The organism is Erythrobacter litoralis (assembly GCF_029760855.1).
GTDB classification, from domain to species: Bacteria; Pseudomonadota; Alphaproteobacteria; order Sphingomonadales; family Sphingomonadaceae; genus Qipengyuania; species Qipengyuania litoralis_A.
Map to the genome: position 1 here is coordinate 520559 of NZ_SOSI01000003.1, position 12894 is coordinate 533452.

General features: G+C 63.7%; 17 protein-coding genes. All 17 read left to right on the forward strand.

Translation table 11 applies throughout. The features are described 5' to 3' along the window. Window positions 1–43 precede the first annotated feature (43 nt). Window positions 44–1201, forward strand: a complete 1158-nt coding sequence (locus tag E3U23_RS08295; RefSeq protein WP_279350765.1) for a phage portal protein — start codon at window positions 44–46, stop codon at window positions 1199–1201. Further along, window positions 1198–1506 carry a DUF6127 family protein gene (locus tag E3U23_RS08300; protein ID WP_279350766.1) on the forward strand — a complete coding sequence of 103 codons (309 nt, stop codon included), beginning with the start codon at window positions 1198–1200 and terminating at the stop codon, window positions 1504–1506. The genes E3U23_RS08295 and E3U23_RS08300 overlap by 4 nt, the downstream gene beginning before the upstream one ends. Continuing rightward, window positions 1503–1907 (forward strand): HK97 family phage prohead protease, encoded by a 405-nt coding sequence (locus E3U23_RS08305; RefSeq protein ID WP_279350768.1) that lies wholly within the window; start codon window positions 1503–1505, stop codon window positions 1905–1907. The genes E3U23_RS08300 and E3U23_RS08305 overlap by 4 nt, the downstream gene beginning before the upstream one ends. A gap of 76 nt (window positions 1908–1983) precedes the next feature. Then, window positions 1984–3147 carry a phage major capsid protein gene (locus tag E3U23_RS08310; protein ID WP_279350769.1) on the forward strand — a complete coding sequence of 388 codons (1164 nt, stop codon included), beginning with the start codon at window positions 1984–1986 and terminating at the stop codon, window positions 3145–3147. 86 nt (window positions 3148–3233) lie between these two features. Then, window positions 3234–3773, forward strand: a complete 540-nt coding sequence (locus E3U23_RS08315) for a head-tail connector protein (protein WP_279350770.1) — start codon at window positions 3234–3236, stop codon at window positions 3771–3773. Beyond that, window positions 3770–3934, forward strand: a complete 165-nt coding sequence (locus tag E3U23_RS08320; RefSeq protein ID WP_279350771.1) for a hypothetical protein — start codon at window positions 3770–3772, stop codon at window positions 3932–3934. The genes E3U23_RS08315 and E3U23_RS08320 overlap by 4 nt, the downstream gene beginning before the upstream one ends. Next, the gene (locus tag E3U23_RS08325; RefSeq protein ID WP_279350772.1) at window positions 3934–4362 is read left to right on the forward strand and encodes a DUF3168 domain-containing protein; all 429 of its coding nucleotides are present in this window, start codon (window positions 3934–3936) and stop codon (window positions 4360–4362) included. The genes E3U23_RS08320 and E3U23_RS08325 overlap by 1 nt, the downstream gene beginning before the upstream one ends. Then, window positions 4359–4766 carry a phage major tail protein, TP901-1 family gene (locus tag E3U23_RS08330; protein WP_279350773.1) on the forward strand — a complete coding sequence of 136 codons (408 nt, stop codon included), beginning with the start codon at window positions 4359–4361 and terminating at the stop codon, window positions 4764–4766. The genes E3U23_RS08325 and E3U23_RS08330 overlap by 4 nt, the downstream gene beginning before the upstream one ends. Then, window positions 4763–5068, forward strand: coding sequence for a GTA-gp10 family protein (locus E3U23_RS08335; protein ID WP_279350774.1), 306 nt, complete (start codon window positions 4763–4765; stop codon window positions 5066–5068). The genes E3U23_RS08330 and E3U23_RS08335 overlap by 4 nt, the downstream gene beginning before the upstream one ends. Continuing rightward, window positions 5065–5259 carry a phage tail assembly chaperone gene (locus E3U23_RS08340; RefSeq protein ID WP_279350775.1) on the forward strand — a complete coding sequence of 65 codons (195 nt, stop codon included), beginning with the start codon at window positions 5065–5067 and terminating at the stop codon, window positions 5257–5259. Before E3U23_RS08335 ends, E3U23_RS08340 begins: the two co-directional genes overlap by 4 nt. Next, window positions 5252–5842 carry a tail tape measure protein gene (locus tag E3U23_RS08345; RefSeq protein WP_279350776.1) on the forward strand — a complete coding sequence of 197 codons (591 nt, stop codon included), beginning with the start codon at window positions 5252–5254 and terminating at the stop codon, window positions 5840–5842. The genes E3U23_RS08340 and E3U23_RS08345 overlap by 8 nt, the downstream gene beginning before the upstream one ends. A gap of 18 nt (window positions 5843–5860) precedes the next feature. After that, window positions 5861–8167: a DUF2460 domain-containing protein gene (locus E3U23_RS08350; RefSeq protein ID WP_279350777.1), complete on the forward strand. Its 2307-nt coding sequence runs from the start codon at window positions 5861–5863 to the stop codon at window positions 8165–8167. Beyond that, window positions 8164–8982, forward strand: a complete 819-nt coding sequence (locus tag E3U23_RS08355) for a DUF2163 domain-containing protein (protein ID WP_279350778.1) — start codon at window positions 8164–8166, stop codon at window positions 8980–8982. Before E3U23_RS08350 ends, E3U23_RS08355 begins: the two co-directional genes overlap by 4 nt. After that, on the forward strand, window positions 8979–9392 hold the full coding sequence (locus E3U23_RS08360; RefSeq protein ID WP_279350779.1) for an NlpC/P60 family protein: 414 nt from the start codon (window positions 8979–8981) through the stop codon (window positions 9390–9392). The genes E3U23_RS08355 and E3U23_RS08360 overlap by 4 nt, the downstream gene beginning before the upstream one ends. Before the next feature lie 12 nt (window positions 9393–9404). Continuing rightward, window positions 9405–11570: a phage tail baseplate protein gene (locus E3U23_RS08365; RefSeq protein WP_279350796.1), complete on the forward strand. Its 2166-nt coding sequence runs from the start codon at window positions 9405–9407 to the stop codon at window positions 11568–11570. 2 nt (window positions 11571–11572) lie between these two features. Then, a complete protein-coding gene (locus E3U23_RS08370) occupies window positions 11573–12022 on the forward strand; it encodes a DUF2793 domain-containing protein (protein ID WP_279350780.1) in 450 nt (149 codons plus the stop codon). 222 nt (window positions 12023–12244) lie between these two features. Beyond that, the coding region (locus E3U23_RS08375; protein WP_279350781.1) for an outer membrane protein at window positions 12245–12894 on the forward strand (650 nt) is incomplete at its 3' end.

A 12894-nucleotide genomic window follows, 5' to 3' on the forward strand; every position in this document is an offset into this window, starting at 1 on the left:
AAATGTCTCCCGGCTACGGCTGGATCGTTCCGAAAGGTATTCCATGTCCTTCCTCACATCGCTCGCTTCCGCCTTCAAGGGCGGGGGCCCGTCGCGCGTGCCCTTGACGCGCGGCTACGTCTCGCCCTGGGCGAGTGCGCTCGACAGTCCGGCCACCGCCGGCGGGCATTACGATTATGCGCGGCAGGTCCGCGAGGCGTATCTCGCCAATCCGGTGGCGCAGCGTGCGGTGCGGATCGTCGCCGAAGGGGTCGGCGGCGCGCCGCTGGCCTGCGAGGATGCGCGGTTCCTCCAGCTGATCTCCTGTGCCTGCGGGGCGCAGCCGCTGCTCGAGACGCTGGCGGCGCAGCTTGCCCTGCACGGCAATGCCTATGTCCAGATCGTGAAGGACGGCGCGGGCGTGCCGGTCGACCTGCATCCCTTGCGCCCAGAACGGGTGAAGGTGATCGCCGGGGCGGACGGCTGGCCGAGCGCCTTTCGCTACACGCTGACCGACGGGGCGCTGACGATCCCCATGACGGACGAGGACGGCTGGCCGAACATCGTCCATCTGAAAGGCTTTCACCCGGTCGACGATCATTACGGCGCGGGCTGCCTGTCCGCCGCCGCCGCCTCGGTGGCGATCCACAATGCGGCGGCGGAATGGAATCGCGCTCTCCTTGCCAATGCGGCGCGGCCCTCTGGCGCGCTCATTTACAACAGCGGCGATGCGGGCGGACTGACGGCGGAGCAATTCGCGCGGCTGAAAGAGGAATTGCAGGCGGCGTTCCAGGGGCAGGGCAATGCCGGGCGGCCGATGCTGCTCGAAGGCGGACTCGACTGGAAGGCGATGAGCCTGTCACCCGCCGACATGGACTTCGCCACGCTGAAGGCCGCCGCCGCGCGCGACATTGCGCTCGCCTTCGGAGTGCCGCCCATGCTGCTCGGCCTGCCGGGCGACAACACCTATTCCAATTATCGCGAGGCGAACCGCGCCCTGTGGCGGCTGACCCTGTTGCCGCTGATCGCGAAGATTCTCGATGGCCTGCATTCCGGCCTCGCCGACTGGTTCTCCGCCGCGCCGACCGTCGATCTCGACCGGGTGCCCGCACTGGCGGAGGACCGCGAGAAGCTGTGGGCGCAGGTCACCGCCGCCGATTTCCTCAGTCCCCTCGAAAAGCGCGAGATGCTCGGTCTCGCCCCACAGGAGAACCGCCAATGACCCGCGAAGACATGCTGGCGCGGCTGATCGCGCAGGCCGATGCACAGGGCGGCGATCTCGTCACCCTGCGCGCCATCGTGGAGGAGTCGACCGAACTCGGCGCGAAACGCGTGCTCGACCGGCTCGGCCTCGGCGATGCGAATGCGCATGACGACTTGGACGAATTACGCGAGCTTCTGGGCGCATGGCGCGATGCCAAGGCGAGCGCGTGGAAAGCGACGGTCGAGTGGCTGACGCGCGGCCTGCTCGCGCTGCTGCTGGTCGGTATCGCGGTGCGGCTCGGCGTCGGGAACATGCTGCGATGAGCGCGCCTGCCTTGCGCATCGCCGGCTATGCCGCCCTATTTGGCCGCAGCGACGGTGCGCGCGACACCATCCGCCCCGGCGCCTTTCGCCGCACGCTGGCGGAGCGGCGCGATCCCCTGCCGCTGTTCTGGCAGCACCGGCCGGACCAGCGGATCGGATGGGTCGAAACGGTCGGCGAGGATGGCCGCGGCCTGCGTATCGTCGCGATAATCGAAAACCCGGACGGCCGCGCCGCCAAATTGCTGCGCGAAAGGGCGGTGAACGGCCTCAGCTTCGGCTACCGCGCGCGGGCCTATCGCCGGACGCGGTCGGGTCGCGAACTGGCCGATATCGAACTGTTCGAGGTGAGCGTCGTCTCCCACCCCCTGCAACACGAAGCGCGCATCCACTTCGTGACCTGAGAATAGCCGAACTCCCGAATTTCCACGCCGCCTTCCGGGCGGCTTTTTTGTACCCCCAAGAAAGGTGAACACCCCGATGGACATGACTTTCAATCCCGCGCCGCAGATGCCCGCCGCCCCGGCGGATCCTGCTGCGGCCAGCTTCGATATCGTCGCCCGGCAGGACAAGGCCGAGATCGAGATCGCCGCGCTGCGCTCCGATGTCGAGGACGTGAAGCAGCGGGTCGACCGGATCGGGCGCGCCGCCGCCCGCCCCGCGCTCGCCGCTTCCGGTGAGACCGCCGCCGACACCGCCGGTTTCGTCGACGGTTACCTGCGCACCGGCTCCACCGCCGAGATCAAGTCGATCAGCGGCGTGGTGCCGGCCGATGGCGGCTATGCCGTGCCGCGCCAGATCGATGCCATGATCGGCCGCGAACTGGTCGAGGTCAGTCCGATCCGCTCCATCGCGCAAGTCGTGCAGACCGGCAGCGCGGGCTATCGCAAGCTCGTCGCGACCGGCGGCATGGCGAGCGGCTGGGTCAGCGAGGCGGCTGGCCGACCTGAAACCGATACGCCCAACTTCGCCGAGATCGCCCCGCCGACGGGCGAGCTGTATGCCAATCCTGCGGCCAGCCAGGCGATGCTGGACGATGCGAGCTTCGATTTGGAAGCTTGGCTTGCCGGCGAGATCGCGATGGAATTCGCCCGGGCCGAGGGCGCAGCATTCGTCCATGGCAGCGGCGTCAACCAGCCCGAAGGGTTCCTAACCGCCCCGGCTTCCGCCTTGGCCGACGGCAACCGTCCGTTCGGGACGATGCAATATATCGGTTCGGGCGATGGCGCGGGTCTGGGAACCGCAGCGGAGATCGCGCTGATCGATCTCGTCCACACGCTCAGGGCCGGGCACCGACAAGGCGCGCATTTCGTGATGAATTCGGCCACGCTGGCAGAGATCCGCAAGCTCAAAACGGACGACGGCGCGTTTCTATGGCAGCCGGGCCTCGTGGATGGACAGCCTGATCGCCTGCTCGGCTATCCAGTGGTCGAGGCGGAAGACATGCCCGATATCGCGGCCGGCAGCTTCCCGATCGCGTTCGGCAATTTCCGCCACGGCTATCTGATCGCGGAACGCAGCGCGACGCAGGTGCTGCGCGATCCCTTCACCAATAAGCCCTTCGTCCACTTCTACGCGACCAAACGCGTCGGTGGGCAGGTGCTCGATTCGAATGCGATCAAGCTTCTCAAGATCGAGGCCTGATCCCGACCGGGCGGCGGCGGGCCTCCCCCTGGCCCGCCGCCGCTTCCTTTTACCCTTCCCCCCTTATCGCCGAGGAGGCCGCGCACATGCGGGCAATCGAGATCCAGGCACCTTACGTCGCCGCCGCGCTCGCCGAACTGAAGCAATGGCTGGCGATCACCACCACGCAGGACGACGCCCTGTTGGCGGACCTTGTCGCGGGCGCGCATTCCATGTGCCGGCGCTTTACCGGCACCTTTCCGCTGCAAACCATTGTCGCCGAAATACTGCCGGCGAGCGGTGACTGGCGCGCGCTGACGGCCCGGCCCTTTATGATGGTTCGCCGCGTCGTCGCGCTCGACGTTTATGGCACGCCGCGCACCCTCGATGCGGACGCTTTCGCTATCGAACTAATCGCCGCAGGACTCGCCCGTTTTCGCTTGACGCATGCCGCCGTCGAGCCGCGCGTGGAAGTGACATACGATGCCGGTCTCGCCAGCGACTGGAGCCAACTCGACGAGGGGCTGCGGCACGGCATCGTGCGCTACGCCGCCGACCAGTATCGCCGCCGCGACCGTGCCGATGACGACCGGCCGCCGAGCGCCGTTTCCGCTTTGTGGCAACCCTGGCGCGAGATGCGGCTGTGACGCCCGCCGATGCCGGGTTCGCCGCCCTCGCCCGCGCGCTCCACGCAAAAGCCGAGCGACTGGCATTGGCGCATGGCGAGGCGCTGCGGCGCGGCCGCGAAGGCTACGGCCCCCGCGATGCGCGCCTCCTCTGGCCTCTATTTTCCGAAAGGACGAAATGATGGAAAGCGCCTTTCGCACCACGCTGCTGGAATGGCTGCGCGCCGATCCCGTGCTCGCCCGGGCGCTCAACGCCATTTCGGAGGATGGCCCGGCGGCCGCACCCGCCCCGCAGCTTTCCATCGTCACCAGTGCGGCGGCGGAATGGGGCGGCAAGACCGAGCGCGGCCGCGAGGTTCGCATCGCCCTCGAACTGATCGACCGGATCGATACGCCCGGCCCGACGCAGGCGCTCGCCGAAGCGATCGAGCGCCGGATCGCCACGATCGCACCGCAGCAGGACGGTTTCCGCATCGTCGTCACCCGCTTCCTGCGCAGCCGGGTGGAACGCCGCCCGCGATCCCTGCGCGCCATCCTGCTCGAATACAGTTTCCGCCTTCTCGAAACCGCCGCGGCCCGTCCCGCGCCTCTTATGGAGACCCCGTTATGACTGCCCAATCCGGCGCCGCCTTCCTGCTCAAGATCGGCGACGGTGCCTCGCCCACCGCCTACGAGACGGTTGCAGGCCTGCGCACGACGCAGATGACCATCAATGGCGACACCGTCGTCGTGACTCACAAGGAAAGCGGCGGCTGGCGCGAACTGTTGTCCGGCGCGGGTACGCGCAGCGTTTCGGTCAGCGCCTCGGGCATCTTCCTCGGCTCCGAGGCGGAGAACCGGGTGCGCGCCCATGCCTTGTCCGGCGCGCTCGACGCCTACGAACTCTCCTTCGAGGACGGCGCAAAGATGCGCGGCGCGTTCCTCGTGCAGCGGCTCGACTATTCCGGCGACTTCAACGGCGAGCGTACCTATTCGATGCAGCTCGAAAGCTCAGGCGAAGTGGTGCCCGCATGAGCAATCCGGCGCGCGGCGAAGCACATATCCATATCGAGGGTCGAGAGATTCTTCTGCGCCCCACTTTCGATGCGCTGGTGCAGGCGGAGGAAGAACTCGGTCCGCTCCTGGCGCTCGTCGAACGGGCAGGCGAGGGTCAGCTCAAACTGTCCGAAATCGCCGCGCTGTTCTGGCACTGCGCCGTTCCGCGTGAGGTCGCCAGCCGCGAGGCGATCGGAAAAGCCGTGCTCGCTATGGGCCTTGCACAGTCCGCCAAGCCGCTACGCGCCCTGCTCTGCGAAATCCTGCGCGGGACAGGGTGACTGCCTTCGCAACGCAGGCGGCGAGATTGGCGGACCACGCCGCGCGCAGCCTCGGCTGGACGCCCGATACCTTCTGGAATGCGACGCCGTCCGAACTCGCCGCCTCGCTGCATTCGGACGACACCGAAAGCACCGCCCCGCCCTCACGCGAGCGGATCGCGGCGATGATCGAAAGGGACAGACATGACTGACGACCTCGACGAACTGATGGTCTCCGTGCGCGCCGATACGCGCGGCTTCGCGCAGGATATCGGAAAGATGAAGAACGATTTCGACGGCACGCTCCTGTCCGCTTTCGACAAGGCGGGCGGCGTATTGGAGAAGGGCCTACTTTCGGCGCTGAAAAAAGGAAGCCTCGGGTTCGAAGACCTGAAGCGCATGGCCCTTTCCGTGATTGACGAGATCGCGGGTCAGGCGCTCCGTTCGGGCATCGGCGACTTATTGGGAGGCATCGGCAAACCCGGCGGAGGTGCCGCCGGTTCACCGCTCGGCGCGCTGGGTTCGCTGGCATCGTCCCTTCTCGGTTTGCCGGGACGCGCCACCGGCGGGCTCGTCGCGCCGGACAGACCGTATCTTGTCGGCGAGCGCGGGCCCGAACTGTTCGTGCCGACAAGCGCGGGCCGGGTCGAGGCAAACGGGCCCGGCACCGCGATGCGCAACGATGTGCGGGTCGCGATCAATCTCGCCCAGCCGCGCGGAACCGACGCACCGGCAGCGCTGCAACGCTCCTCGCGGCAGGTGGCGAGCGCCGTTCGCCGGGCCCTTTCCCGCTGATCATTCAAGGAACACACCATGGCATTCTGGCTCGCGACGCAGCGTGACGGGCAATATTCGGACTGGATCAAGCGGTTCGATCCGCGCTTCTGGTCCGTGAATTTCCCTCGCCCCATGATGGCAAGCGTGGTTTCGACCGGCCCCGAAAGTCTTCGCGTCGACTGCGAATTCCTCAGGAAGAATGATCTCGCAGGCCTGATCTGGGATAGCGTGGACACGCTCGATCATCCGCTGCTCGCATACGAGACGCAGCGCGATTATTCGCACTGCATCCTGAGCTTTCGGTGGCGCTCGCAGGGGTTGGTCGCTCTCGATCAGCCCCATGGCCCGACGCTGACGATCGAAGGGGCGGACAGTACCGGACATAAGCGATCATGGTATGTGCGGCTGTGGAACTACGCTTCGGGATCGCCGCAGGATGCGACGATCGAATTGCCGTTCTCGTGTTTGAGGGCGGGATATGACGGTTCGGGTGAGACGGTGGATGTCCATGCCATCGACCGGATGTTTATCTCCCTCGTCCCGCAGGGCTACGATCCTGCGTCGTTGGAAACCTTGCCGTCGCGCGTGAATGGATGGGTCGAGCTGAGCGAGATCGATTGCCAGGGCGACCGGGCCATGCTGTCGACCGGAGCGGTCATGCTGCCTGCCCATGGCGAGCGGATGGCGACGGCATACGACGACAGCTTCAACCAGACGCCGGCGCGCCTGATCCGGACGATCGAGGGGCTCGGCTATCGCGGGCGGATCGTCCATTATGTCGGGATGAGCCACTACTATCGCATCCGCAGCGATAGGATGGAAATTCAATATAGCGGCGAATTGTGTGCGCCTGCGGCGGCTTGGCACCTCGATTTCTTTCAACGTGCGATCGCCGCAGAATTCGAACCGATCATTTCGCTGTCCTACGAGGTTCTCGCACAGAATTGCCCGAACTGGTGGCAACAACGCACGCATGACGGAACATTCGCGCGGACGGGGTGGGATCCCCCTTCGGCCCTGCTGTCGCCGGTCAATCCGAACGTGATGAATTTTCTCGCATCGATCGCCCGCCAATTCGTCGCGTTGCTGGAAGATGCGGGCGGCAGGGTCCTGTTCCAGATTGGCGAACCGTGGTGGTGGGTCATGCCCGATACCTTCGCTCCGTGCCTTTACGATGCGCAGGCGAAGCTTGCCTGGGGCGCTGACCGCGCGATCATTTCCGATATGCGCCGGCCGATGGACGCCTCGCAGATCGCTCTGCTGGAGAAGGCGGGCGCAGCGCTGGCGGCATCGACGGCGGACCTTGCGCAGGCGGTGCGCGATGCTGCGCAGGGTCCGGCCGAGATCTTGCTGCTCGCCTTCACCCCGACCGTGCTCGACGAGGCTATGCCGGAACTGCACCGTGCGAACCTGCCGACCGGCTGGCGCTACCCCGCCTTCGATCGCTTACAACTCGAAGATTACGATTGGCTTGTCCAGGGAGCGGACGGGGCACGGCGGCGTGGATTAGAATTCGCGACCGAAAAACTCGGCTACCCCGTCGATCGGCAGGACTACTTCGCCGGGTTCGTTCTCGAACCGGAAAAATCCGACACATTCTGGCCGCGCATCGACCGCGCGCTCGACGAGGCGGCGAAACGCGGCGTTGCCGACCGCTACGTATGGGCACTGCCGCAGGTTTGCCGCGACGGATACACGCGCTTCCCCCTAGCGAGAGACGATACGATGCAAGCTTTCGACGACGTTTCCTACCCCCTCGCGCTCGGCCGCGATGCCTCGGTCAGCCCCGAATTCTCGACCATCGTCGCCGTCACGGCATCGGGTCACGAGCGCCGCAACGCATTATGGTCGGACGCGCGGATGCGGTACGATGTCGGCCCGGGCATTCGGTCGGAAAAAGAACTAGTCGTGTTGCTCGAATTTTTCCGCGCCCGGTTCGGTCCGGCGCGCGGGTTCCGGCTCCGCGACCCTTACGATCATCGCTCGTGTCATGCCGATGAAGAACCTGCCGCGACGGACCAGCTGATCGCGACAGGTGACGGACTGCGGGACACTTTCGTTCTCTCCAAAACCTACCATACCCAGATCCGCTCGATTACGCGCCCTGTGCCGGGATCGATCAGAATTGCGGTGGACGGAAAGGCAGCGACCGGATGGACGCATCTCGGCAGCGGGAAGATCCGCTTCGATAGCCCGCCTGTAATGGGTGCAGCGGTAAGCGCGGGTTTTCTGTTCGATGTCCCCGTTCGCTTCGCCGAAGATCGACTCGATATCAGCGGTGTCTCTTTTGCAGCCGGCGAAGTGCCTTCCGTGCCGTTGGTCGAAATTCGGGAAGTGGCATGAGCCGTGTGTTCTTCGCGGCCGATCTCGATACGGCTGCAAGCTGGTGGCGTATCTATCGCACGGATGGCGTCGCGCTTGCCTTTACCACTCATGATCGGGATCTGTGGTTCGAAGGGCATCTGCATCGTGCAGCGCCCGGCCTGTTACCATCCGCCATCCGGCGGACGATCGACCTTTCCGACGACGAGGCGGAAGTCGACGGCGCCCTGTCCCACGATACGATCACATCCGCAGATATTGCCACCGGCAAGTATGACGGGGCAGGGATCGAGATGGGAATCGTCGATTGGGAGACACTCGAAACCGCATCGCTTTACGCCGGCTCGATCGACAGCGTCGCGCAGGACTCCGATACGTTCTCGGCTCGGTTGAAGTCGGTCAAATCCGTCTTGGCGATTGATACCGTCCCACGAACCAGTCCGACCTGCCGGGCGGAGTTCTGCGGGCCCGGATGTTCCCTGTCACCGGAACGCTTCCGACGCCGTGCACGGGTTTCCAGACTCGATGCAGAAGGGGGGCGAGTCTGGCTTTCCATCGCGGACCCCGGCCGTTTCGAATACGGTACGCTTCGCTGGATCGACGGTCCGCATTCGGGGAGGACCGTGACGATCCTTTCCCTCGAAAGTGACGGCGCCTTCATGCTCGACACTTTGTTAGATAAGGCATCGGCACCGGGCGACCGAGCGATCCTGCACGAAGGCTGCGACAAGACGATTTCGACATGCGCGCGGCGGTTTGACAACGCGAAGAACTTCCGGGGTGAACCGCACCTTCCCGGAAACGATCTCCTAGCGCAGTATCCTCAGCCGCGATGACCATGTTCGCAGCGCGGTTCGCGCAAGCGGCCGAGCGGCTGGTCGGCTCTCCCTATCGGTTGCATGGCCGTGATCCTCGAACGGGCATCGATTGCGTCGGGCTCGTTCTCGAAGCGATGCGGGCTGGCGGGCGAAAGCCGATCGATCTTCCGGCCTATGGACTCCGCAACCGGACCATAAGCCCCTTCCTCGTTTTTGCGGATAGAAACGGCTTTAGTCCATCGAGCGGTGGCGAGGAAAGAGGCGATCTTCTGCTGTTTGCAACGGGGCCTGCCCAGCATCACCTTGCCATTGCGCTGAACGCCGGAGCGATCGCTCATGCGCATGCCGGCTTGCGCAAGACCATTCGGCAAATTCCCCCGGAAACCTGGACGCGGATAGCCCGGTGGCGGCCGCGCGAAATGGAGTAACCCTTGGCAACGATGGTCCTGACCTCGATCGGCAGCGTGTTCGGCCCGATCGGCAGCGCAGTCGGTTCGCTCCTCGGCGCCGCAATCGATTCACGAATATTCGGTTCCGGATCGGCCGATGGCCCACGGCTAAAGGAACTCGCCGTTTCCGGATCGAGTTACGGCACTCCTATAGCCAAGCACTATGGTGCGGTACGGGCGGCCGGCACGATAATCTGGTCGACCGATCTCGTCGAACACAAGGAGAAGAGCGGGGGCGGCAAAGGCCAACCGAAAACGACGGCATACAGCTATTCGGTGTCCTTCGCCGTTGCCTTGGCCAGCCGCCCGATCGACAGGATCGGCCGTATCTGGGCAGATGGCAATCTTTTGCGCGGCGCCGCGGGCGACCTCAAGACCGGCGGTGAGCTGCGCGTATATCTAGGTCATGCCGACCAGCAGCTAGACCCGGCCATCGAGGCATCGCTTGGACCGGAATGCCCGGCGTTTCGCGGCACGGCCTATGTCGTTTTCGAAGATCTCGACCTCTCCGATTTCGGCAACCGCATCCCGGCTCTGAGTTTCGAGGTTTTTGCGGGCTCGGGTAGCGATACGATGGTCGACCTTATCGGTGAAAACTCGATTGGAGCGAGCGTCAACGCCAGTTTCGACGAACTGATGGGCTTCACCTACGATGGCGGCAATCTTCAGGACGTCATCGGCCTGATCGATCGTCTCGAACCTGTTACGCCGCACATTGCCGGTCGAACTCTGACTCTCGAGAATCAATCGGCCCATCTTACTGCCGCCCCTGCCCTGCTTGCTCCGCCGGCTCGGTGGGACGAAGGGGATTTCGGCAAGGATAGCGGTGTTTCACGGCAGCAGCGAGGGCCTCAACCTCGCTTCGGCGGACTTCGCTACTACGATGTCGCAAGAGACTATCAGCCGGGCCTGCAGCGAACACTCGGCGCTTCGGATGTTCAGCAAATTTTCGAATTTCCCGGGGTGTTCGGCGCGTCCGAGGCAAAGGCCGTCGCTCGCAAGGCACAGACGAGAAGCATGGCGAAGGGTGAAACGATCTCATGGCGGTGCACCGAACTCGATCCTTCGCTCCATGCAGGCGCGCTGGTGCGATTGCCGACCGAGCCGGGCCTCTGGCGCGTCGATTCGTGGGAATGGCGGGAGAAAGGGATCGAATTGGAACTCTCGCGTCACCGCACTGCCCCCGCAACATCGATTGTATCGAATGCTGGCGTTGGTTGGACACCAGCCGACAGGCATGCCGCATCGACCGAGCTATCCATGTTCGAATTACCATGGGATGGACTCGGATACGCTAACGAGCGGCGTATTTTTGCTGCTGTATCTCACACCGCCGGCCGCTGGGCGGGTGCCGCCCTGTATGCGATCCAATCGGGCGCTTTGAACTCTACCGGGCAGTCCCTGACAAGAAGCGCGACCATCGGGACGCTAATCTCGGCTCTCGGCCCCTCCCCGTGCCGACGGCTGGAACCCGATGCGGGATTGATCCTCGAATGCGCCGATGACGACGCGTTTTTCGGGACTACCGATGCGGCGGGTTTGGCTCAGGGCTTCAATCGCTTGCTGTGCGGCGGAGAAGTGATCCAGTTCATGAAAGCCGAGCTTCTGCAAGCCGGGGTTTGGCGTCTCTCCGGACTGCTGCGCGGGCGTGGCGGGACGGAGGAGGACGCCTTGTCCGGTCATTCCAAAGGTACATCAGTAATCCTGCTCGATGAAAATGTAACTCCGGTGTCGGAACAGGGCGTACGCATGGCAGGCGGGGAAGGATTTGCCGCTTTCGGCTCTACGGACACGGAGCCCGCATTCGCTTCGGTTGCCAACCCGGGACGTAGCCTAAGACCGCCCTCCCCCGTTCATGCGGTTGCGCGCGTTCTCGCGGACCGAGCAATCCATCTAACCTGGACGCGGCGCGTACGGGGTGGGTGGCATTGGCCCGATGGTGTCGAGTCTCCGCTGGTCGAGGAAGCGGAAGCTTACGAAATCGGTGCCGGCTCGCCGGACGCGCCAAACTTCCTTCGTCGAACCGCCATACCGCGAGCGACCCTTTCTGCTGATGAGACGACGGAAATTGGCGGTCCCGAACGACTGTGGGTGAGGCAAATCGGTACGTTCGCCTCGTCCCCTGCGACCGCTTTCTTATCCAATGTAGGAGACTGACCTTGTCCGAAAACATGCCTTTCTCGAACCACACACCACGCTTCGGTTTGCCCTACCTGTTCGCAGGGCAAAGCCAGCGGGAATTTTACGTGAACGAAGCCTTAGCTAGGCTTGACCTCTTACTGCATCCGGTTGTTGAAGGATCGTTCGTTCAAGCGCCCGAGGAGCCGACAGCTGGTGAGATTTATCTCGTTGATAAAGGAGCCACCGGCGATTGGACGGGAAGAGACGATAGCTTGGCGGGCTGGGATGGTCAGCAGTGGACCTATGCTGCTCCCGTGAAAGGTATGACGGTCTTCGAACGGAACAGAGGCAAGAAGCGATGCTACTTGAATGGATGGTCAGACATTGAAGCCATTGAAAACCCGACGGGTGGCGAAACCATCGATGTTGAAGCTCGGCACGCTATCACTCAGCTTATCGAGACGCTCGAAAAGCTTACTCTTATCTAGTCTGCGCTCTTTTGTTCGACGCGCAAAAGAGCGCTAATTTCGAAACTATCAGCCTGTCATTCCAACGCCACGCATAGCGGTTATAGCGACTTTCCTGCAACAGTTCCCATCGATTGTCCGCTTGTCACATGAATGGAGGGAAGATAGATGTCCCCCAATTCGGTGGCTCCAATTCTCAATAAGGGGAAATCAATAATGCGGAAATTCGTCATAGGTATGGCGATGGCCTCTACGGCCCTCGCATCGCCTGCCCTCGCTCGCGACGATGCTTGGTACATCGGCGTCGAAGGCGGCGCGATGATCGTCGAAGACATGGATCTGGACGTCGGCCTCGACGAAGGTGCAGACCAAGCCAGCCTTGATTTCGATTACGGCTACGACGTCGGCGGTTTCGTCGGTTATGACTTCGGCGCGTTCCGTCTGGAAGCGGAAGTAAGCTATCGCGATGCCGATCTCGATGAGGTTACCGTCGGTACGAGCGGTCTTCCGGCCGGTGCCGTCTCGCAGAGCTTCGCTCCGGCTGGCGTGTATCCTGGCGACGGTTCGATCAACGCGCTCAGCTTCATGCTGAACGGTTTGTTCGACTTCGGCGATGACGACGGTCTGCAAGGCTATGCCGGCGGTGGTGCTGGTGTTGCACGCACAGATATTGAGGGTCGCGTATTCGATCTCGGTGATCCGTCGCTGAACGATTCGGACAGCGGTTTCGCCTGGCAGCTTCTCGCTGGCATCAACGCTCCGCTGACCGATACTATTGATGTCGGCTTGCGGTATCGCTTCTTCAATGCAGAAGACGTGAATGTCGTCGATCGTGCCGGTCGCAACTTGGAAGGCCGTCTGCGTACACACTCGCTGATGGGTACGTTGACTTA

What these genes read in the sequence shown, in the direction of transcription:
- E3U23_RS08295 (WP_279350765.1), top strand. Translation starts at nt 44, where the DNA reads ATGTCCTTCCTCACATCGCTCGCTTCCGCCTTCAAGGGCGGGGGCCCG.
- E3U23_RS08300 (WP_279350766.1), top strand. Translation starts at nt 1,198, where the DNA reads ATGACCCGCGAAGACATGCTGGCGCGGCTGATCGCGCAGGCCGATGCA.
- E3U23_RS08305 (WP_279350768.1), top strand. Translation starts at nt 1,503, where the DNA reads ATGAGCGCGCCTGCCTTGCGCATCGCCGGCTATGCCGCCCTATTTGGC.
- E3U23_RS08310 (WP_279350769.1), top strand. Translation starts at nt 1,984, where the DNA reads ATGGACATGACTTTCAATCCCGCGCCGCAGATGCCCGCCGCCCCGGCG.
- E3U23_RS08315 (WP_279350770.1), top strand. Translation starts at nt 3,234, where the DNA reads ATGCGGGCAATCGAGATCCAGGCACCTTACGTCGCCGCCGCGCTCGCC.
- E3U23_RS08325 (WP_279350772.1), top strand. Translation starts at nt 3,934, where the DNA reads ATGGAAAGCGCCTTTCGCACCACGCTGCTGGAATGGCTGCGCGCCGAT.
- E3U23_RS08330 (WP_279350773.1), top strand. Translation starts at nt 4,359, where the DNA reads ATGACTGCCCAATCCGGCGCCGCCTTCCTGCTCAAGATCGGCGACGGT.
- E3U23_RS08335 (WP_279350774.1), top strand. Translation starts at nt 4,763, where the DNA reads ATGAGCAATCCGGCGCGCGGCGAAGCACATATCCATATCGAGGGTCGA.
- E3U23_RS08345 (WP_279350776.1), top strand. Translation starts at nt 5,252, where the DNA reads ATGACTGACGACCTCGACGAACTGATGGTCTCCGTGCGCGCCGATACG.
- E3U23_RS08350 (WP_279350777.1), top strand. Translation starts at nt 5,861, where the DNA reads ATGGCATTCTGGCTCGCGACGCAGCGTGACGGGCAATATTCGGACTGG.
- E3U23_RS08355 (WP_279350778.1), top strand. Translation starts at nt 8,164, where the DNA reads ATGAGCCGTGTGTTCTTCGCGGCCGATCTCGATACGGCTGCAAGCTGG.
- E3U23_RS08360 (WP_279350779.1), top strand. Translation starts at nt 8,979, where the DNA reads ATGACCATGTTCGCAGCGCGGTTCGCGCAAGCGGCCGAGCGGCTGGTC.
- E3U23_RS08365 (WP_279350796.1), top strand. Translation starts at nt 9,405, where the DNA reads ATGGTCCTGACCTCGATCGGCAGCGTGTTCGGCCCGATCGGCAGCGCA.